Below are 20956 nucleotides of genomic sequence, written 5' to 3' on the forward strand. Positions count from 1 at the left end.
CATGGCACGCGCCAAGAAGGAAGACATCTTCTACACCCTGTTCAAGGACCTCGCGGCAAAGCTCGTCGAGGCGTGCGACCACTACGTCGAGGTGATGGAGGGCTATCCGCAGACGTTTCCGGGCATCCCGGAGCTCAAGGTGTACGAGAGCGAGTGCGACAACAAGGTCCAGCGCATCATGCGCGAGCTGTACGACTCGTTCATCACCCCGTTCGACCGCCAGGACATCAGCGACCTCGCGCTTGCGATGGACGACATCATGGACTACATGAACGGAGCAGCGCTCTGCCTTGACCTTTTCAACGTGCAGGAGATGCGCGGCGAGGCAATCCAGATGGCGCGCCTGACGCGTCGCTGCGTGGACGAGGTGAGCAGGATGATCGACCACCTGCCCAACTACAAGAGCGACCCGGAGGTCATGGAGCACGCGAACATGATCTCGGACATCGAGGACGAGGGCGACGTCGTGTACAACGGCGGCGTGCGCAGGCTGTTCCACGACGAGGAGAACGGCCGCACCACCGTGACGTGGCTGCGCCTGTTCGACCGCATGGAGAGCTGCATCGACGCGTGCGACCACACGGCGCAGGTGGTGCGCACCGTCGTGATGAAGAGCGCGTAGCGTGGACGACTCCCGGCGGCCGGCGGACGCGCCGGACCCAGAGGCGGAGCGGCTGCGAAGGCTCGAGGCCCTTCTCGCCCGGCGCGGGCTGCCCATGAGGCGCCTCGCGACCGGGCGAGGCCACGTTCCGGAGGCTCTTGCGTCCGCGAGCCGCGACCAGCGCAGCCTGGTGGTGCACGCGAAGGGCTTTCCGTGGGCGGGGCCCAACGGCTGCGCCGCGTGGGTGGAGGGCGTGTTCCAGTGGTCTGGCCTGGGGTTGGAGCGCGGCGACGCCCGCGAGCTGTACGAGCGCCACTGCACGCTGGAGGACCCCGGAGAGCTGCGCGTGGGCATGATCGTGGCCGTGCCGCGCTGCCCGGCGAGCCCGCAGGCGGCGCGGCATGGGCACGTTGGCATCTACGTGGGCGACGGCATGGTCATGGACAGCGCGGACTCCGGCGTGCGCACGGTGCCGCTTGCGCTGTGGTACGGTGCGTATGGGGCGTGGGAGCAGCCGCGCTGGGGATGGATGCGGGGCGTCGCCCTCGCGTGACGACGGGGGGCGAGCCTGGTGGAGAAGGTCGTGGTGCACGTGCTTGACTGCGCGCCGCTGGCCGGGCACGAGGACGCGTGCCGCGGCGTCGTGGCGCCCATGTACGCCCGGCGCTCCGAGGTGGGGCCCGCGCGCGTGCGGCTGGAGGCGCTGGGAGGCGGCCTCCTTGCGCGCGACGTGCTGGGCGTGACGGCGGACGCGGACGTGAGCTACGGCGAGTACGGCAAGCCGCGCGTGGCGGGCGGGCCGGAGTTCAACCTCACGAACGACGTGGGCATCGTTGCGCTGGCGGTGGCGAAACGCCCCGTGGGCATAGACCTGGAGGAGATCCCGGCGCGCTACCGCGACGTGGAGGACCTCATCACGCGCAAGTACTACGACGAGGCCGAGCGTGCCGCCGTGGGCGACGGCTCCACGCGCGAGCGTCGCGCGGCGTGGGCAAGGGCGTGGACCCGGCGCGAGGCGATCCTGAAGGCGATGGGCACGGGCTTTGCCGTGGACCCGCGCAAGCGCCCGGAGGTGCTCCTGGGCTGGGAGCTGCGCTCCGTGGAGCTGGGGGAGACCGTCCTGACCTGCGCGATGGACGTGCCGTTTGAAATGAGCGTCCTGCGCCGCGACGCGCTTCGACTGCTTGACTGCCATTGCTAGAATTGGATGTCGATACGTCACGCGGCCGCTGGCCGCTTTGGCATGGGTCGATTGGTTGGCACGCATGGCAGATCGCAGGGTTCGGAGTGCGGGAACGGCGCCCGGGTGGCAGGCGCCACGGGCGGGGCGGCGGCCCCGGGGGGCGGCGGACCGCGGGGCGGCCGGCTCCTCGCGCCGCTACGTCACGTCGCTCGACGGCCTCCGCGCCGTGTGCGCGCTGGGCGTGGTCTTCTACCACATGGGGCTCTCGTGGTGCACGGGAGGCCTATTGGGCGTGACCGTGCTCTTCGTGCTTTCCGGCTACCTTGCGACGGCGGGGCTTCTGTCCGAGCTCGAAAGAACGGGCTCCATCCGACTTGGTTCCTACTGGATGCGCCGCGTCAAGCGGCTTCTGCCCACGTGCGTGGTCTTCGTCGCGGTCACGGCCGCGGTGTGCACCGTCGCGAACCACCAGCTGCTCACGAAGATGCGCCCGGACGTGGTGCCAGCGCTCCTGATGGCGCTCAACTGGACAAAGATCCTCAGCCACGAGTCGTACTTCGCGGCAGCCGGCGCCCCCTCGCCCCTGACGCACTTTTGGTCGCTTGCGCTGGAGTTCCAGTTCTACCTGGCGTGGCCGCCCGTCCTCATGCTGCTGATGCGAGCCGTTCCGCGGGGCGGCGGCCCGCGCTGGCACGATCGACGTGGCGTTGTGATCGCGCTCGCGGCTCTGACGCTTGCCTCCGCCGCGCTGATGGCCGCGCTGTACGTTCCCGGCGCCGATCCCTCGCGCGCGTACTACGGCACGGACACCCGCGCCCAGAGCCTGCTGCTGGGCTGCATCCTGGCGTTCGTGTGGCCGTTTGGCGAGAAGAGCCAGGAGACGGCGGCCGCGGCCCGGCCTCGGCGGCGCATGGCGATCGAGCTTGCGGGCTTTGGCTCCGTGGCGGCGCTCGTCGCGATGATGGCGACGACCGAGGGGTACTCGTCCTTCTCGTACTACGGGGGCATCCTGCTGTGCTCCGCCGTCGCGGCCGTGGCGGTGGCGGCGCTCGTGCCCGCGGGCACGGCGGTCTCGCGCGCGATGTCGTGGCGCCCGCTGGCGTGGGTGGGCTCGCGCTCGTTTGCGATCTACGTGTGGCACTATCCCATCGTCGAGCTGATGCAGCCAAGAAACTCCACCACGGCGCTCGCGCCGTGGCAGGTGGCGCTCGAGCTGGGCGTGATCCTGGCCGCGGCGGAGCTGAGCTACCGCCTGGTGGAGGAACCGCTGCGCAAGGGTTCGCTCCGGTCGTACCTCGCGGCGCTCGCGCGCCCCATCCTGCCGGTGGCGGCTGCCGGACCCGTGGCCCCGGCCGCGGGCGCGTCCGCCGCCGGAAGGCGCGGCCGCGTCGCCGCAGAGGGGCCGCGTCCTTCTCGCCCGCGCGATGCCGCCGCTCGCCGCCTTGCGGCACGTGGGGAAGAAGGTGGCGAGAAGGGCCTGGCAGGAGGGCTTGCCGCGGCGGCCTTGGCTGCGATCCGTCGCGTGCCGAGGGCTGCGCTGCCCGTGCTCGTGTGCGCGGTGGCCGCGTGGGGCCTCGCGTTCGTGCCGCCCGTCGCGGCGGTGGGGGGCGAGCCCGGCGCGCACCGCGTGAGCGCGGCGACGTTGAGGAAGCCGCTTTCGGCGGGCAAGTACGACGTGCTCCTGATTGGCGACTCCGTTTCGCTGGGCGCGCGCGACGCGCTGAACGATGCGTTTCCGTACGGCATGATCGACGCGAAGGTGGGCAGGCAGGCGACGGACGCGCTGGACGTGTATCGCAAGTACTCCGACCAGGGAGTGGTGGGCGATACCGTGATTTTTGCCGTGGGTACGAACGGTGCGCTGACGCAGGACACGCTGCAGAGGATCTACGACGCGGTTGGTAAGAAGCGCCAGCTTTGGTTTGTGAACAACAGGGCGCCGGAGGACTGGGTCTCGGCGAACAACGCGCTGCTGAAGTCGTTTGGCGATGCGCATAGGAACGTGGGGGTCATAGACTGGTACGCGCTCTCGTCCGGACACGACGAGTGGTTCTGGGACGACGGGACCCACCTGCGGCCACAGCACGCGCAGGACCTGGCGGACCTGATCGTGAAGACGACCGGCTACGTGAAGCCCACGCGGGAGAACACGACGTACGGCGCCATAGTGCTGGGCGACGCCACGACGCTCGAGGCGGCGGACGAGCTTTCCGCCGCGATGCCGAAGGCGATGATCGACGCGGCGGCCGGGCGCGACGCAAAGGCGACGGCGCGGACGTGGGACGGCTACGCGAAGGCGGGGACGGCCGGCGACGTGGTGGCGATCGACCCCGACGACTCCGCACCGCTGGACGCGGCGTCGGTGGCGCGGATGGTCGCGGCCGTTGAGGGCTCCGGGGGCGACGACGCGTCTGGCTCTGCCGGGTCTGCCGCGACCGGGAAGGCGAGCAGGATGGTCTACCTCGTGACCTGCAGGTCCTCGGCAACGTACTGCGAGGCGAACAACCAGGTGCTGCGCAAGCTGGCGAAGGCGCGCGGCAACGTGCGGCTCATCGATTGGTACGCCGCCTCCGCCGGGCACGACGAGTACTTCAGGCCCGATGGCGCGACGCTGACCAAGGCAGGACGGAAGGCGTACGCGAAGCTCGTGAGCGCAGCGCTGGAGAGGGGCTCCGCCACCGGGGACGGCGCGGAAGCGGCATAGCCGCCCGCGCGCCGGGGCACTCGGACCGCGCAACGCGCCGGGCCCCGGCACGCGCGGTCTTGCACGGCCGTGCCTACGCGATGCCGGCGGCAAGCTCCAGCAGCTCGTCCACGTCGCGGATCGACGTGGCCCAGGACGTCACGAACCTCACGACCTTGCGGCCGTCGTCGAGGGCATAGAACGTCTCTGCCCCCACGGCGCTCTCAAACGCAGCCTGCTGCCCGGGGCTCACCACGAAGAACTGCTGGTTGGAGGGGGAGTCCCCATAGGGCTCAAAGCCAAGGCCCGCCAAGCCGTCGCGAAGCCTTGCGGCCATGCGGTTCGCGTGGCGCGCCATGGCCCAGTACGGCGCCTCCGCGTCGCCCTCGGACCGCTCGAACGCCGCCTCGAACTGAACGCCCAGCAGCCTGCCCTTCGCAACGAGGCCCCCGCGCTCCTTCACCAGGAAGGGGAACGCCTCGCGAAGCCTCTCGTCGCGAATGACCATCGCCTCGCCAAACAGCATGCCGTTCTTGGTCCCGCCCAGGTAGAACGCGTCGACCGTGTGCGCTATGTGCTCAAGAGTCACGTCGTTTCCCTCCGACGTGAGCGCGGACGCCAGCCGGGCGCCGTCCATGAACACCCTCAGCCCCCGGTCGTGCGCCCAGTCGCATATGGCGTCCAGGCGCGCGGCGTCCCACACGCCGCCAAGCTCCGTCGCGTTCGTCACGTACACGGCGGCGGGCCGCGTCATGTGCCTGCCGCACGACGTCTGGAACTCGTACACGCGCTCCGCCCCCTCTGGAGAGAGGAACCCGTCCGCGTCGCACGTGGGCAGGACGGTCCTGCCACACGCTGCCACGGCGCCGGTCTCGTGCACGTTGATGTGCGCGTCGCGCGTGCAGATGACACCCTCCCAGTCGCGCAGCATCCCGGTCACGCCAATCACGTTCGCGGACGTCCCGCCCACGCAGAACTGCACGTCGGCCTCGTCCTCGTCCAGGCCGCACGCATCCAGGATCAGGCGCCGCGCCCGCTCGCAGTGCGGGTCACCCTCCGTGTAGCCTACGCACTGCTCATCGTTCGTGGCCACGAGCGCGTCCATTATCCGCGGCGCCGCCCCCTCAGAGTAGTCGTTCCTGAACATGCGCATGATCGCTCCAATCGGTTTGGCCGGACCGCGCCCGGCTGCCAGACCTCATGACTATAGCCGTTGTGGACTGCCGGCGCATCGGCATGCAAGTCCGCAACCAACCTGTTCCTTAGCGTCTGACGTCCTGCCCGCGCGAATTTCGCCACTCGCGAATTTGTCGCCTGTTGCCATGACGACAACTTTCCTTGTGCCAGTACGATACGTTCTAAAGGTTTCGGGCGAGAAGGACATCGCCTCCGACCGTCGTCGCGCCGTGCGTCCAAGCGCTGGATCGCCTGTTGGGTTACGTGCTGGCAACGTGACGCGACGCCAAGCCGGACTGGCACTGTCTGCACGCCTGCGGGGGTCCGCGCAAGAGGAAGGAAGACGATGGGATACGTGCTGAAGAGGGAGGGCCTCGACCGCGCGCTCGCCGCGCTCTCGAAGGACTACCTGCTGTACGCACCGGTCAGGAAGGTGGGCGAGGGCCGCTTCACCGACGTGGACGTGGTGCGCTACGACTTCGTGACGGATGCGTCCGGGCTCGAGCTGGACGCGAAGAGCGACTACAGCTTCAAGGAGCTGCTCACGCCGCTCTCTCAGACGCTGTTCTACTTCACGGAGGACGCGGTCCGCGAGGCCGGCGGCCCGGGTGCGCCCGGCGCACCGGCCCAGGCGGCGGACGACCGCCCCGTCATCGTGTTCCTGCGCGCGTGCGACCTCCACGCCGTCAAGCGGCTCGACCAGATGTACCTGGGCAACGGCCCCGCGGACACGTTCTACGCACGCATCCGCGATCGCGTGCGCTTCGCGCTCATCGGCTGCACGCAGAGCTTTGCGAGCTGTTTCTGCGTGGACATGGGAGCGAACGTCGCGCCGGAGGGCTGGCTCTTCTCGCTCGAGACCTCTGGGGACGACTTCCTGTGCGCCATTGCGGACGAGTCCGTCAAGGCGGCATTTGCCGGCGCGGCCTCGGCCGAGAAGGACGTGACGCCGTCGCACGTAACCAAGAACGAGGTGCACGTGCGTACCCCCTCGAGCGTGCCGGCCTCCATCTACAAGGACCCGCTTTGGGACGAGTACACCAACCGCTGCATACGCTGCGGGCGGTGCAACATCGTGTGCCCCACGTGCACGTGCTTCACCATGCAGGACGTGTTCTACACGGACAACGGGCGCGTGGGCGAGCGCAGGCGCGTGCAGGCGAGCTGCATGATCGACGGCTACACCAACGTGGCCGGCGGCGGGCAGTACCGAAAGTCCGCCGGCGAGCGCATGCGCTTCAAGGTGCTGCACAAGGTGTGGGACTTCCGCCAGCGCTTTGGGTACGACATGTGCGTGGGCTGCGGGCGCTGCGACGACGTGTGTCCCGAGTACATAAGCTTCGCGGCGTGCGTGAACAAGCTGACGGACGCGTGCGAGCGCGAGGAGGCGCAAGATGAGTAGCCAGACCAATCCCTACGTCCCGTTTCCCTCCAAGGTGCTCGAGGTCGTGCGCCACACCAAGAAGGAGTACACGTTCAGGATGGCGTTTTCGGGCGACGTGAAGCCCGGCCAGTTCTTTGAGGTGTCCGTGCCCAAGTTTGGCGAGGCGCCCATCAGCGTGAGCGGCATCGTGCCCGGCGAGTCCGTGGACCTCACCATCCGCCGCGTCGGCCGCGTCACGAACGAGATGTTCGATACGTACGCGGGGCAGAGCCTGCTTCTGCGCGGGCCGTACGGCAACGGCTTCGACGTGGACCGCTATGTGGACGGCGAGTGCGTCGTGGTTGCGGGCGGCACGGGCGTGAGTCCCGTGCGCGGCGTGATAGAGGCACTGGCCCAGAGCACGACCCCGCGCGACAAGCACGTGATCGTGGGCTTCCGCAGCCCGGACGACATGCTGTTTCGCGACGACCTCGCGCGCTGGGACAAGGCGCTCGACCTCACGCTCACGGTGGACGCCGCGCCGGAGGGCTACGCGGGAAACGTCGGTCTCGTCACGAAGTACATACCAGAGCTCGCGCTGCGCGACCCGGCGACGGCGCAGGCCGTGGTCGTGGGACCACCGCCCATGATGCACTTCACTGTGCTGGGGCTCTTGCAGCGCGGGTTTGCCGAGCAGAACATCTGGGTGAGCCAGGAGCGCAAGATGTGCTGCGGCCTGGGCAAGTGCGGGCACTGCCGCATAGGCGAGAAGTACGTGTGCCTGGACGGTCCCGTCTTCAACTACACCGAGAGCAAGAACCTGATCGACTAGGAGGGCACACATGATTCAGGACGTCAACGTCAAGGCACTGAAGAAGAACGCCTTCCGATACAGCAAGGTGCGCGGCGAGACCGCGAGCCGCGTGCGCGTGCCCGGCGGCCTCGTGAGCGCGAAGAGCATGGCCAGGATCGTGGAGATAGCGGAGGAGTTTGGTAACGGCGAGATCTTCCTGACCAACCGGCAGGGCGTTGAGATCCCGGGCATCAGCCTGGACGACGTGCCGAAGGTGAACGCGCTCCTGCAGCAGATCATCGAGGACACCAAGATCAACCAGGAGGACACCTCCCAGGGCTATCTGGCAAGCGGCACGCGCAACGTCGTGGCGTGCCCCGGCAAGCGCCTGTGCCCGTTTGGCTGCTATGACACCACGGCGTTCGCACAGCGCATGGACCACGAGATCTTCCCGAACAACCGCCACGTGAAGGTGGCGTTCACCGGCTGCTCCAACGACTGCGCGCACGTGGCCCTGAACGACTTCGGCATCATCGGCATGACGGAGCCGCAGTACGACCCCGCGCGCTGCATAGGCTGCGGCCAGTGCGTGGACTGGTGCCAGCGTCGCTCCGTGAGCGCGCTCAAGCTGGTGAACGACAAGGTCGTGCGCGACGAGGACCGCTGCATAGGCTGCGGCGTGTGCGTGGTGTACTGCCCCACGCGTGCGTGGACGCGCAGTCCCGAGCACTACTTCCGCGTAAAGATCATGGGTCGCACCGGCAAGCAGAACCCGCGCCTGGCGCAGGACTGGCTGCGCTGGGTGGACGAGGACTCCATCGTGAAGATCGTGAAGAACACCTACGCGTTCATCGAGGAGTACATCGACCCCAACGCCCCGGAGGGGAAGGAACACATAGGCTACATAGTCGATCGCGTCGGCTTTGATGAGTTCTGCAAGTGGGCGCTCGAAGGCGTCGAGCTTCCGGAGAAATGCCAGCGTGCGACACGTGTGTACTGGGACGGAAAGCGCTACGACCGCGATAACAGCCTGCGCTAGGCGGCCGTCCTGGGCGCGCCCTCAGGCCTTGCGGCCGCGTGAAGTGTTTCAGGCCTGTCTCATCCGCGCGATAAAAAACGCCACGTTCTTCTCGCCGTAGTAGACTCTGTTGCACTCCGCGCGCGAGCGCGGGATACGGTTCTATCGTGAGGAGTGTGTTGATGGAGAAGAAGGACATAGACTGGGGCAACCTCGGGTTCGCCTACCAGCCCACGGACTACAGCTACGTTTCCAACTACAAGGACGGCAAGTGGGACGAAGGGGCGCTAACCACCGACCACTCCATTACCCTCTCCGAGTGCGCTGGCATCTTCCACTACTGCCAGGAGGTGTTCGAGGGCCTCAAGGCATACACCACCGAGAAGGGCGACATCGTCTGCTTCAGGCCCGACCAGAACGCGAAGCGCATGGCCAACAGCGCCCGCCGCATCGTGATGCCGCCGTTCCCGGAGGACCGCTTCGTGGACGCCGTCGAGCAGGTCGTCCGTGCAAACGCCGCCTGGGTGCCGCCGTTTGGCTCCGGCGCGACGCTGTACATCCGTCCGCTCATGATCGCGACCGGCAACGTCATCGGCGTGAAGCCGGCCGACGAGTACCAGTTCCGCATCCTGGTGACGCCGGTGGGCGCCTACTACAAGGGCGGCGTGAAGCCCGTGAAGGTGCAGGTCTCCAAGTACGACCGCGCCGCACCGCACGGCACCGGCAACATCAAGGCCGGCCTGAACTACGCCATGTCGCTTCTGCCCTCCGTCGAGGCGCACGCGGCCGGCTATGCGGACAACATGTTCCTGGACCCCGAGACCCGCACGTACGTGGAGGAGTCCGGCGGCGCGAACTTCCTGTTTGTGGACAAGGACGGCAACCTCGTGGTTCCGCAGTCCCACACCGACTCGATCCTGCCGTCCATCACGCGTCGCTCGCTGGTGGACGTGGCCGAGAACTACCTGGGCATCAAGGTGACCCAGCGCCCCGTGCGCTTTGACGAGATCGACCAGTTTGTGGAGTGCGGCATGTGCGGCACCGCCGCCGTCATCAGCCCGGTGGGCGAGGTCGACTCCGACGACAAGAAGGTCGTCTATGGCATGGAGCACGTCGGCCCCGTGATGAAGAAGCTGCGCGAGACCCTGACGGGCATCCAGTCCGGCGAGATCGAGGACAAGTTCGGCTGGGTCCACAAGATCGACGTGGAGTAGCGAGAGACGCTCGCGCGCGAGGCGAGTCCCCGCGCCTGCAGACGCCCCCTTTCCGGACGAAGCGACCGGGAAGGGGGCGTCTTTTCTCGTCTAGAATCGAAGTGGTCTCATAAGTCGTCAAAAAAGGGGGCTCGCATGAGCGCGACACGAAGGCCGCTCGATTCCGCGCGGGCGGCGAAGGCGGCGTTTGCCGAGGTGGAGGGCAAGGAGTTTCCGACCGACGTCTTCGAGGCGCCCGAGCTGCGCTGGGCGGTGATCGGCTGCGGCGTCATCGCGAACCAGATGGCGCAGTCCCTTGCGCTGGCGGGGCGGCGCCTGCACGGCGTGTGCAACCGCACGCAGGCGAAGGCGGAGGCGTTTGCCAGGCGCTACGGCGTGGAGCGCGTGTACGGCTCGCTCGAGGAGCTGTGCGCGGACGACGGGGTGGACGCGGTGTACGTGACGACGCCGCACAACACGCACATCTGCTACCTGCGCGCGGTGCTTGCCGCCGGGAAGCACGTGCTGTGCGAGAAGTCCATCACCCTGAACTCCGAGGAGCTTGCGGAGGCGCGCGCCATCGCGGACGAGCACCACGTCGTCCTGATGGATGCCACGACGATTCTGCACATGCCGCTGTACCGGGAGCTGAGGCGCCGCCAGGGGGCGGGGGAGTTTGGCGCGCTGAACCTGGCGCAGGTGAACTTTGGCTCGTACAAGGAGTACGGCGACCTCACGAACCGCTTCTATAACCCGCGCCTTGCGGGCGGCGCCATGCTGGACATAGGCGTGTACGCCATCACGTTCGCGCGGCAGTTCATGCGGAGCCAGCCCAGGGAGGTGCTGTCGCTCGCGAACCTCGCGACGACGGGGGTGGACCAGACGTCCGGCATCGTGATGCGGAACCCGGAGGGGCAGATCGCGACCTTCACGCTGAGCCTGCACTCCAAGCAGCCGAAGCGTGGCATGCTCTCGTTCGACAGGTGCTACGTCGAGGTGACCGACTACCCGCGCGCAGACGCGGCGAGGATAGTCTGGACAGAGGACGGCCGCGTGGAGGAGGTCCGCTGCGGCGAGGAGGGCTACGCGCTCGACTACGAGGTAGCGGACCTCGAGCGCGCCGTCGCGGGCGACGAGCGGGCCGCCCGCCTGATCGACTGCGCCTCGGACGTGATGGAACTGATGACCGGCCTGCGCCGCGAGTGGGGCGTGACCTATCCGGAGGAGAGGGACGAGGGCCTGGCATAGCGCCTGCCTAAGGGTGCCGTTGATGGCACCCGGCCCAGGTGGCGTCTGTGCGCCGTGAGGAGATTTCAGCTGACAAGACACCAGACTTGTCAGCTGTCTTGTCAGGTGGCATACTGCGGACCCAGTGCGCGCCAGAGGGGCGCGCCCGTGGGAGGGCAGTGCTGTGGAAGACTACGTAAGGACGCCGGTGGAGGAGGAGAGCCTTCGCGAGGCGACGCGCCGCTTTAGGAGCGGTCGCGGATCGGACCTCTCCGCGGAGGAGCTCGCGCGCATCGCGCGGCGCGTGAACGAGCTGAAGCGCGAGCGCAGGGCCGTGGTGCTGGCGCACTACTACGTGCCGGCAGAGACCCAGGCGCTCGCGGACTACGTGGGCGACTCGTTCTACCTGGCGCGCCTTGCCAAGACGCTCGACTGCGACACCATCGTGCTCGCCGGGGTCTCGTTCATGGCGGAGAGCGTGAAGCTCCTGAACCCGGCGCGCCGCGTGCTGAACCCGGAGCCCCGCGCCCTGTGCCCCATGGCGTACATGGTGCGCCGCGAGGACGTGGAGAAGGTCCGCGCCCAGTACGCCGGCGACGTGGCCGTCGCGTGCTACATCAACTCGACCGCAGAGATCAAGACGTGGTCGGACGTGTGCGTGACCTCGTCGAACGCCGTGAAGGTGATCTCGCAGCTGCCCGAGCGCAACGTGCTGTTCATCCCGGACATGAACCTCGGCCGCTACGTGGCGGAGCAGCTGCCCCAGAAGAACGTCATCCTTAACCGCGGCTACTGCCCCACGCACCAGCGTATCATCCCGCAGGAGGTGGAGCGCCTGGAGCTCGAGCACCCCGACGCGGAGGTCTGCGCACACCCGGAGTGCTCCGAGGAGGTGCTGCGCGAGGCGGACTACATAGGCTCGACCAAGCAGATCATCGAGCACATCGCCGCGAGCGACGCGCGCGAGTTCATCGTGCTGACGGTGGTGGGCGTCGCGGCGGAGATCGGCCGCCTCACGGCCGGCCAGGGCAAGCGCGTCTACTTCCCGGCGACGCCCCCCATCTGCCCGAACATGGCGATGGTGGGGCCGGAGAAGGTCCTGGCCGCGCTCGAGGGCAACCTCGGCGAGGTGTCGCTGCCGGACGATGCGGAGAGGGCCATGGCCCCGCTCGAGCGCATGCTCGAGCTGGCGGCACGATGAGCGCGCGGGAGGCGACGAGCATGACGAAGGGGGACGAGGCCGCGGCGCGCGGCGAGCGCGAGGCGGACTTCGACGTGTGCATAGTGGGCTGCGGCGTGGCCGGGCTGTACGCGGCGCTCAACCTGCCGCGGCACCTGCGCATAGCGATGCTCAGCAAGGAGGACGTGGCAAGCTGCGACTCCATGCTGGCGCAGGGCGGCATCTGCGTGATGCGCGACCACGACGACTACGACTACTGGTTCGACGACACCATGCGCGCCGGCCACAACGAGTGCCGCCCCGAGAGCGTGGACACCATGATCTGGTCCAGCCGCGAGATCATAAACGACCTCATCCGCATGGGCGTGGAGTTTGACCGCACGCCCACGGGGGACCTGGACTACACGCGCGAGGGCGCCCACAGCAGAAACCGCATCGTGCACCACGCGGACGTCACCGGCAAGGAGATCACCACGAAGCTGCTGGCGCGCGTGCGCGAGCTGCGCAACGTGCGCATCATGGAGTACACCACCATGGACGACCTCCTGGTGCGGGACGGCGCCTGCGTCGGCGTCCATGCCAGGGACGCCAGGGGAGAAGGTCTTGTCATCCGGGCCTGCGACACGGTGCTGGCCACGGGCGGGGTCGGCGGACTGTACGAGCACTCCACGAACTACCCCTGCCTCACGGGCGACGGCTGCCGCGTGTGCCAGGAGCACGGCGTGGCGCTCGAGCACATGGACTACGTGCAGATACATCCCACCACGCTCTTCTCGACCAAGCCCGGTCGCTCCTTCCTGATATCCGAGGCGTGCCGTGGCGAGGGAGCGGTGCTGCTGGACGCCCACGGCGAGCGCTTCACGGACGAGCTCCAGCCGCGCGACGTGGTGTCCGCCGCCATCCGGCGCCAGATGCAGAAGGACGGCACCAAGCACGTGTGGCTCTCGTTCGCGAACGTGCCGGAAGAGGTGTGTCGCGAGCACTTCTCGCACATTTACGAGCACTGCCTGGAGGAGGGTTACGATATCACGCGGGAGCCGATCCCCGTGGTGCCCGCGCAGCACTACCTTATGGGCGGCATCCACGTTGACCAGGACTCCCGCACGCAGATGGAGCACCTGTACGCCGCGGGCGAGACGAGCTGCAACGGCGTGCACGGCAAGAACAGGTTGGCCAGCAACTCGCTGCTCGAGAGCCTGGTCTTCTCGCGCCTGGCGGCGCGGGACATCGTGAGGAGGAGGCACGGATGGATCCCGTCAGCCTGAGGCTCCAGGCGGAGCCGCTCATTCTGCAGGCCCTGCGCGAGGACGTCACCAGCGAGGACGTGACGACGGCATCGGTCATTGGGCCCGAGGCCGTGGGCCGCGTGCAGCTGATCGCGAAGCAGGACGGCGTCATCTGCGGCCTGGACGTGTTTGCGCGGACGTTCGAGCTGCTGGACGAGACCGCCACGACGGAGCTTTCCGTCGCGGAGGGCGACGACGTGCGTTCGGGGCAGGTGCTGGGAAGCGTGCACGCCCACGTGCGCGCGCTGCTTTCGGGCGAGAGGGTCGCGCTGAACTACCTGCAGCGCATGAGCGGCATCGCGACGATGACCCGCTCGATGGCCGCGCTGTTTGCCGGGACGCGCACGCGCCTTGTGGACACGCGCAAGACCTGCCCGAACATGCGCGTGTTCGAGAAGGAGGCCGTGCGCGTGGGCGGGGGAGGCAACCACCGCTACAACCTGTCGGACGGCGTGCTGCTGAAGGACAACCACATTGACGCCGCCGGCGGCGTGCGCGAGGCCATAGAGGCCGCCCGCCGGCACGCCCCGTTCGTGCGGAAGATCGAGGTCGAGGTGGAGACCCTGGACATGGTGCGCGAGGCCGTGGATGCGGGCGCGGACATCATCATGCTCGACAACATGGACCACGAGCACATGCGCGAGGCCATGGGCATAATCGCCGGCAGGGCCGAGGTCGAGGTGTCCGGCAACGTGGACGCCGCGAAGGCCGCGACCCTGGTGGACCTGGGCGTGGACTACGTGTCTTCCGGCGCGCTCACGCACTCCGCCCCGATACTGGACCTGTCGCTGAAGCACCTTACGGTGGAGGGCAGGTAGCATGGCCGGCGGCGAGGAGCGCCGTGCGCGCATAGTGGAGCTTCTTGAGAAGGCGCCGGCGGCGGTCTCCGGCGGCGCCCTCGCGCGCGAGCTGGGCGTGAGCAGGCAGGTGATCGTGCAGGACGTGGCGCTGCTGCGCGCGGACGGCCATAGCGTCGCGTCCACGAACCGCGGCTACGTGCTCGTGCGCGACAGGCGCCCGCGCCGCCTGTTCAAGCTGCACCACGGTCCGCGGGAGGTGGCCGACGAGCTCTTCCTGATCGTGGACATGGGAGGCACGGTGGAGGACACTATGGTGAACCACCGCACCTACGGGCAGATGTCCGCCGCCCTGGGACTGTCGAGCCGCCGCGACGTGAAGCGCTTCCTTTCCGAGCTGAAGGACAGCAGGTCGTCCCTCCTGAGCGGCACGACGAGCGGCTACCACTTCCACCACGTGGTGGCAGACAGCGAGGAGGACCTCGACGCGATCGGGGAGGCGCTTGCCGAGCACGGCTGGCTGGTGCCGATGAGCGACTACGAGCGCGAGACCCTGCGATAGGGGCGGGCGCCAAGGCTGAGCCCGGGCATCCGGGCGCGGCGTTCGCGGGTACGCACCCGCGCCCAATTTGCAAATCTTCGCAAGGTCGGCCCGGGTGCGTGCGAGGACGTCTGGGCTACGGGTACACACCACGTCCCAGTTTGCGCTTTCCTGCAAGGTCGGCCTTGGTGCGTACCCGTCGCCGCACGCACCCGGGGTGAGTTTACGGAATCCTGTAAGCTCACCCAAGGTGTGTTGCGAAAATCGAGGCCTCCCGCCACGAATTCGCGGGTGTGTTGCGCTAGATGCGAGAAACCCCCAGGTGTGCGACATGCGATTTTGATTCAATTGCACATAAGTGCTGGCAGAAGGCTCAAACCATGGAATCCTAAGCCAAATTCCGGGTACACACCCACCGATTTCTGCCACAGGACCCCCTCCGGCGCAACACACCCGGCCCGAGTTTGCAAGATTTCGCAAGGTCGGCACGGGTGCGTGCGGGGCCGTGGCACAAGTGGGTACACACCTGCGCCCAGTTTGCAAAACATTGCAAAGTCGTCACGGGTGTGTGCGGTGGCATCCTGGGCGCGGGTACGCATCCGCGCCCAGTTTGCATGGTTTTTAAAAATCGGTCACGGTGCGTTTCGTCGGCCGTGGGCGTCGGCGTGTGACCGTCCCACTATGCAGCGTCGTTGTGCGGCGAGTTAAGGTTGGGCGTCGGACTCCGCCGCCAGAGGCCAGAGGCGTATACTGCCTACCTGTTGGCCGTGGAAGGCGTCGTGCGTCGTACGGCGTTTGTGGCCACGGCCATGGACGCGCTGAAGGCGCGGAAGGAGGCCAGACATGGCTCAGAAGATCCAGGGTACCGAGGACCTGTACGGCGGATACATGCGTGCGTGGCAGCACATGCAGGACGTTGCGCGCGAGCTCTTCGGCGCGTATGGGTTCGACATGATAGAGACCCCCGCCATCGAGCAGGTGGACACGTTCGTGCACGGCATCGGCGAGTCGACGGACGTCGTGCGCAAGGAGATGTTCCGCGTGTTCTCCGGCGCGCTCATGGAGCGCCTGCTGGACGCCGGTACGGAGAGCGGCCTGAAGGCGAAGCAGCGCATGGCGATGCGTCCGGAAGGAACGGCCGGCGTCGTGCGCGCCGCGGTCGAGAACAACTTCGTCCCGCAGGGCGGCGCCCCCGTCAAGCTGTGGTACGGCGAGGCCATGTTCCGCGGCGAGCGCCCGCAGAAGGGCCGCCTGCGCCAGTTCCACCAGGTGGGCGTCGAGTGGCTCGGCGCGCCGGACCCCGCGGCGGATGCCGAGTGCATCATCATGCTGATGGAGTTCTACAAGCGCATGGGCTTCGACCCCTCCACGCTCACGCTCCGCATCAACTCGATGGGCGATGCCGCGTGCCGTCCCGCGTACCGCCAGAAGGTCCGCGACTTCATCCTCGCCCACAAGGACGAGATGTGCGAGGACTGCCTGGAGCGCGCGGAGATCAACCCGCTGCGCAGCTTCGACTGCAAGAACGACCACTGCCGCGAGGTCATGGCGGACGCCCCCCTCGCGAAGGACAACCTGTGCGACGACTGCGCCGCGCACTACGCAAAGGTAAAGCAGTACCTGGACGAGGCCGGCGTCTCCTACGTCGAGGACCCCACGCTCGTGCGCGGGCTCGACTACTACACGCGCACCGTGTTCGAGGTCGAGTGCCAGAACGCCGGCGTCGGCGCCATCGGCGGCGGCGGTCGCTACGACGGTCTGATGGAGCTCGAGGGCGGCAAGCCCACGCCGGGCATCGGGTTCGCCGTTGGCTTCGAGCGCATGTACCTGGCGCTCCAGAGCCTCGGCGTCAACGTGGACGGCGACGAGCCCGCGTGCGTGTACGTAGCGTGCACCGGCGCCGACGAGCGCGACGCCGTCTTCCGCGCCACGCTCGCGCTTCGCCAGGCGGGCGTCCGCACTGAGGCGGACTACCAGGGTCGCTCGCTCAAGAGCCAGTTCAAGCAGGCAGACAAGCACAACGCGCGCCTGTGCGTCGTACTGGGCTCCGACGAGGTCGCGGCCGGCGTGGCCACGCTTCGCGACATGTCCACGCACGAGCAGGTGCAGGTGCCCATGGCGGACCTCGCCAGCGAGGTGAAGGCGCGCCTGGCATAGCCGCGGGCGCCCAAGATTCTGCCGCTTCGCAACATCACTACCTGACAGATGCGGCATCTGTCAGGTAGTGATGTCTTTTTGGGCAAAAATGAGGCTTTTCTGCCATCATGGCCCATCACTATCCGACAGATTCACATCCTGTCAGATAGTGATGCACCTGTCACCCGCGCGACGCCCGCTCGCCGCGCCTTCGAGTCGCAGCGTCCGCGGCGGGCTGGAACGACTCGCCGTCAGTTGGTAACGGATGCGTTAGATGAAGCCGCCCGGCAACGACCGGTCCGGTCGTCGTGGTAGCATTTTCCCACGCTCGACCGCGACCGAGGATTCCAGGAGATGGGACACAAGATGGGAACTCGCTTTTGCACAAGTTGCGGAGCGCCAATCCAGCCCGGCAAGAAGTTCTGCATGAGGTGCGGCGCCCCGATCGCAGACGCCTCGCCCGCGCCGGACTCGACCTCGCCCGCGCCGCCCACGCGCATGCCGTCGACGGCACCTGGCTCGCCCGCCCGGGCAGACGCCGCGCCAACGGACATCCCGGCGCCGCAGCCCGCCAAGAGGCCCGGCACGGGAACCATCGTCGCCATCGTGGCGGCGGTCCTCCTTGCCCTCGTGCTCGTGTTCCTGATCGCGTGGAGCGCAAGCGGCAATGCGCTGCCGTGGCAGGCGGGCGCAGATCAGGCGCAGAAGGCCACGGGCGAGAAGAGCGAGGCCGCCAAGAGGAAGGCCGCCCAGAAGAAGGCGGCCGAGGACAAGCGGAAGGCCGAGGAGGCCAAGGAGAAGGCGGCCGAGGCGGAGGCCGAGGCGGAGGCGAAGGCCAAGGCGGAGGCCGAACAGAAGGCCGAGGCGGCGGCGCAGGCGCAGCGGGATGCCGAGAAGAACGCGGAGGACGCGCAGTTCAAGGGTCAGCTCGTCTTGTACTACAACAGGCTGAGCGACTACGACTCGCGCATCGCGAGCTGCGCGAACACGTTCAACAAGACGTACCTGAGCGGCGACTACGCGGCGCGCTCGTCCGCGGCGAGCGACTGCTACAGCCTGGAGCAGAGCATCCAGGGCGACGTCTCGTCGTTCGCGGGCATCCAGGTCCCCGAGGGCAGCGCGTATGCGTCGCAGCACGCGTCGATCCAGCGCTGCCTCGCAGACTTGCAGTCCCGCATCGGCTGCATAGCGTCTGCGTGGACGACGGACCTCGCCTACGACGACCCCGCCCCGCACAAGGACCAGATCCTTGCCCCCATCACCGCCGGCAACAACCCGCACACGAGCAAGAGCATCGCGCTGCAGGACTACCAGGACGTGTACCCCACCATCAAGTTCTAGGTCATCGGGCCTTCCGCGGGCGCTGCCGAGAAGAACGGCTTCCCGTCGCCCCCGCGTCAGACTGACCGCACCAACGAAAGGAATCGCACATGTTTGGAACCAACTCGTACGGCTACGGAGGATATGGCTACGACGCCAATCCGTTCGGCCAGCTCGTGAACTTTGGGTCTGCCTTCGGCGTCCTCATGTTCATCGCGCTCGTCGCGGCTATCGTGCTCACGGTCATGGGCTACAAGCGCTTCGTGTCCGATAAGAACGAGCTCCACCTGAGCTACAAGGACAAGAAGAGCTGGGGGCCGTTCCTGCGCTTCGACATCCTGCTCATCGACAAGATCCTGAAGGCGCTCTACATGTTCAACGCGCTTCTGGTCCTGTTTGGCTGCGCAGCGGGCGCGCTGAGCTCCATCAGCTTTGGCTTTGGGGCGTTTCTGGGCGCGCTCGTGGGCATGATAATCCTGTGCGTCGTGCTCGAGCTCCTGCTTCGCGTGGGCTACGAGTTCGTGATGCTCAACGTCATGATCGCGCGCAACACCTCGGACATCAGGCGCAAGCTCTTCAGCGATGCACCCACCTCGCCCGCGGCGCCGGCGAGCCCCGCGCCCGTGGCACCCGCGCCTGCGCCGACCGCTCCCGCGGCCCAGGCGCCCGTCGCGCCGGAGCCCGAGCCCGCCGCCTTCGAGTCCGCGCCCACGACGGTGCTCGACCGCGGCGACCAGGCGCCCGCGGACCCCGCTCCCGTGGCGCCCACGGAGGTCGTGCACAAGGCATCGTTCTGCCCCAACTGCGGCGCGCCCGTCGAGCCGGGCGACCGCTTCTGCGGGGAGTGCGGCCACAAGCTTGACTAAGCCAGTCCGGCAGGCCAGCCATCGCGCGTAACAAGAGGCGTCCCCGACCACTGCTCGTTGGTCGGGGACGCCCTCGTATGTGCCGCACGTCCGGGGGGATTCGGACGCGGGTGCGCGGTTCTTCTCGCCTACGCGGCGGTCGCCAGGCGGCGCGCGTCGTCGCGGCGGTCAAGGCCCAGCAGGCGCGCCGTGTGCGTGTCGCTGAAGCCGGCGTGGGAGTGCTGGTACATGGAGATCGCGAGCGTCCACAGGGGGATGAGGATGCTGAGGCAGTTCCAGAGGATGCTCGTCATGGGCATGCCCACGAACGCGACGATGCCGACGCACGAGGTGGACCAGGGGATGACGGACGGGATGATGGCGGCGCTGTTCTCGAGGTCGAGCGCGAGCGCGGAGCCGTCGCGCTCCGTGCCCTCGCACAGCTGGCACGTGAGCATGAGCGCCACGACCTGGTCGCACGCGATGACGCACGTGGCGATGCTCGTGAGCAGCACGCTCGCGAACGGGGTGGAGTGGCGCGCGACCTTGTCGACGTAGTCGCGCAGGCCCAGGAGCAGGCCGGTCTCGCGGAAGATGCCGGAGTACGTGGACGCCACGCCCACGATGAGGGCGATGTCGAGCATCGAGACCACGCCGCCGCCGTTGACCATGCGCGCGATGGCCATGTTCTTGCAGCGGTAGCCGAAGACCAGGATGGCCGGGAGCTCCGCGACGCTTATGTGCTGCACGAAGACGCAGACGAGAAGTGCTGCCACCAGGCTCGCGACCATGGTCCGCTTGACGCTCACCTTGAGCAGGGACAGAACGAGGATGAGGGCGGTGGGCACGATCACGACCCAGCCGAGGTCGAACGAAGACGCGAACGAGCCGGCGAACGACGGCCTCATGGCGGTGCCGGAGCTGGTCATGCCCGCGATGCCGTACACGACGCAGCACAGCGCGAACGGCACGGCGCCGGTGCGGACCATGCGGCGCACGTTGTCGAACACCTGCGTCTTGGTGATGCTTGCGACGAGCGCGGCGGAGGAGGACATGGGCGAGCAGCGGTCGCCCACGAACGCGCCGGCGAGGATGGCGCCGCCCACCAGCGCGACGTCCGCCTTCATGGCGGTGGCGATCGTCATGCAGATGACGCCGACCGTGGCGGCCGCCGCGTACGAGCTGCCCACGAGCATGGACATGCCGGACGTGAGCAGGAAGCTGAGAAGGACGAGGTTCCTGGGGCTCACGAGCGTGGCGGACCAGCAGGTGATCGCCGGGATGGTGCCGGCGGCGCGCCAGCTTGCGGTGAGGGCGCCGATGAGCACGAAGAGCGTGAGCACGCTGCCGACCGACCTGAGGCCGCCGGCCGCCATGCGCGCCACGTCCCGCACGGAGAAGCCGCGCCACAGGCCGTAGCTCGCAAACAGGAGCATGCCAAACACCAGCAGGGGCAGAAGCGGCGCCCCCAGCACGATGCCCGCCAGAAGCACCAGCGCAAACGTAAGAAGAATGCCTGCCTCGACCATGTTGCCGCTCCCCGCAGCCCAAGGCGCGCCGGTCCGCCGGCGCGCGCCACCCTGTATGCGGCACTTAGGTTAGGTAGGTCACACG

General features: G+C 67.8%; 18 protein-coding genes. 16 read left to right on the forward strand and 2 right to left on the reverse strand.

Annotated features, from left to right (window positions below):
* The first annotated feature begins 1 nt into the window (after window position 1).
* The 4 genes from HF885_RS01730 to HF885_RS01745 all read left to right on the forward strand — a co-directional run bounded on the left by HF885_RS01730 (window position 2) and on the right by HF885_RS01745 (window position 4488).
* Window positions 2-622 carry a DUF47 domain-containing protein gene (locus HF885_RS01730; RefSeq protein ID WP_170103236.1) on the forward strand — a complete coding sequence of 207 codons (621 nt, stop codon included), beginning with the start codon at window positions 2-4 and terminating at the stop codon, window positions 620-622.
* A gap of 1 nt (window position 623) precedes the next feature.
* The gene (locus HF885_RS01735; RefSeq protein ID WP_170103237.1) at window positions 624-1154 is read left to right on the forward strand and encodes a hypothetical protein; all 531 of its coding nucleotides are present in this window, start codon (window positions 624-626) and stop codon (window positions 1152-1154) included.
* 18 nt (window positions 1155-1172) lie between these two features.
* Window positions 1173-1802 carry a 4'-phosphopantetheinyl transferase family protein gene (locus HF885_RS01740; protein ID WP_170103238.1) on the forward strand — a complete coding sequence of 210 codons (630 nt, stop codon included), beginning with the start codon at window positions 1173-1175 and terminating at the stop codon, window positions 1800-1802.
* A 64-nt stretch (window positions 1803-1866) separates the two neighbouring features.
* Window positions 1867-4488 (forward strand): acyltransferase family protein, encoded by a 2622-nt coding sequence (locus HF885_RS01745; RefSeq protein WP_170103239.1) that lies wholly within the window; start codon window positions 1867-1869, stop codon window positions 4486-4488.
* A gap of 73 nt (window positions 4489-4561) precedes the next feature.
* Here the strand turns inward: HF885_RS01745 and HF885_RS01750 are convergent, their stop codons facing one another.
* Complete coding sequence (locus HF885_RS01750; protein ID WP_170103240.1) at window positions 4562-5620, reverse strand: threonine aldolase family protein; 1059 nt, start codon at window positions 5618-5620, stop codon at window positions 4562-4564.
* 369 nt (window positions 5621-5989) lie between these two features.
* On the opposite strand from HF885_RS01750, the gene asrA reads away from it, so the two are divergent.
* The 12 genes from asrA (at window position 5990) to HF885_RS10390 (ending at window position 19363) form a co-directional block, all read left to right on the forward strand.
* Window positions 5990-7045 carry an anaerobic sulfite reductase subunit AsrA gene (gene asrA, locus HF885_RS01755; RefSeq protein ID WP_170103241.1) on the forward strand — a complete coding sequence of 352 codons (1056 nt, stop codon included), beginning with the start codon at window positions 5990-5992 and terminating at the stop codon, window positions 7043-7045.
* The gene (gene asrB / locus HF885_RS01760; RefSeq protein WP_170103242.1) at window positions 7038-7838 is read left to right on the forward strand and encodes an anaerobic sulfite reductase subunit AsrB; all 801 of its coding nucleotides are present in this window, start codon (window positions 7038-7040) and stop codon (window positions 7836-7838) included. Before asrA ends, asrB begins: the two co-directional genes overlap by 8 nt.
* Window positions 7839-7848: 10 nt before the next feature.
* Window positions 7849-8838: a sulfite reductase subunit C gene (asrC, locus tag HF885_RS01765; RefSeq protein WP_170103243.1), complete on the forward strand. Its 990-nt coding sequence runs from the start codon at window positions 7849-7851 to the stop codon at window positions 8836-8838.
* A 161-nt stretch (window positions 8839-8999) separates the two neighbouring features.
* Entirely contained in the window at window positions 9000-10031 is a 1032-nt protein-coding gene (locus HF885_RS01770; RefSeq protein WP_170103244.1) for a branched-chain amino acid aminotransferase, read from the forward strand.
* A gap of 135 nt (window positions 10032-10166) precedes the next feature.
* Window positions 10167-11258, forward strand: a complete 1092-nt coding sequence (locus HF885_RS01775; protein WP_170103245.1) for a Gfo/Idh/MocA family protein — start codon at window positions 10167-10169, stop codon at window positions 11256-11258.
* A gap of 163 nt (window positions 11259-11421) precedes the next feature.
* The gene (nadA, locus tag HF885_RS01780) at window positions 11422-12438 is read left to right on the forward strand and encodes a quinolinate synthase NadA (protein WP_328804305.1); all 1017 of its coding nucleotides are present in this window, start codon (window positions 11422-11424) and stop codon (window positions 12436-12438) included.
* Window positions 12439-12458: 20 nt separating this feature from the next.
* On the forward strand, window positions 12459-13682 hold the full coding sequence (locus tag HF885_RS01785) for an L-aspartate oxidase (RefSeq protein ID WP_170103246.1): 1224 nt from the start codon (window positions 12459-12461) through the stop codon (window positions 13680-13682).
* Complete coding sequence (gene nadC / locus HF885_RS01790; protein ID WP_170103247.1) at window positions 13664-14521, forward strand: carboxylating nicotinate-nucleotide diphosphorylase; 858 nt, start codon at window positions 13664-13666, stop codon at window positions 14519-14521. Before HF885_RS01785 ends, nadC begins: the two co-directional genes overlap by 19 nt.
* Window position 14522: 1 nt before the next feature.
* Window positions 14523-15062, forward strand: a complete 540-nt coding sequence (locus HF885_RS01795; protein WP_170103248.1) for a transcription repressor NadR — start codon at window positions 14523-14525, stop codon at window positions 15060-15062.
* An 822-nt stretch (window positions 15063-15884) separates the two neighbouring features.
* Window positions 15885-17198, forward strand: a complete 1314-nt coding sequence (gene hisS, locus HF885_RS01800; protein ID WP_170103249.1) for a histidine--tRNA ligase — start codon at window positions 15885-15887, stop codon at window positions 17196-17198.
* Window positions 17199-17543: 345 nt separating this feature from the next.
* Window positions 17544-18518 (forward strand): zinc ribbon domain-containing protein, encoded by a 975-nt coding sequence (locus HF885_RS01805; RefSeq protein ID WP_170103250.1) that lies wholly within the window; start codon window positions 17544-17546, stop codon window positions 18516-18518.
* Between the two features lie 89 nt (window positions 18519-18607).
* Window positions 18608-19363, forward strand: a complete 756-nt coding sequence (locus HF885_RS10390; RefSeq protein ID WP_235927227.1) for a zinc-ribbon domain-containing protein — start codon at window positions 18608-18610, stop codon at window positions 19361-19363.
* Window positions 19364-19491: 128 nt separating this feature from the next.
* Here the strand turns inward: HF885_RS10390 and HF885_RS01815 are convergent, their stop codons facing one another.
* The gene (locus HF885_RS01815) at window positions 19492-20871 is read right to left on the reverse strand and encodes a Na+/H+ antiporter NhaC family protein (RefSeq protein ID WP_170103251.1); all 1380 of its coding nucleotides are present in this window, start codon (window positions 20869-20871) and stop codon (window positions 19492-19494) included.
* Window positions 20872-20956: the final 85 nt, after the last annotated feature.

This window comes from Parafannyhessea umbonata, assembly GCF_012844235.1.
Classification (GTDB): Bacteria; Actinomycetota; Coriobacteriia; order Coriobacteriales; family Atopobiaceae; genus Parafannyhessea.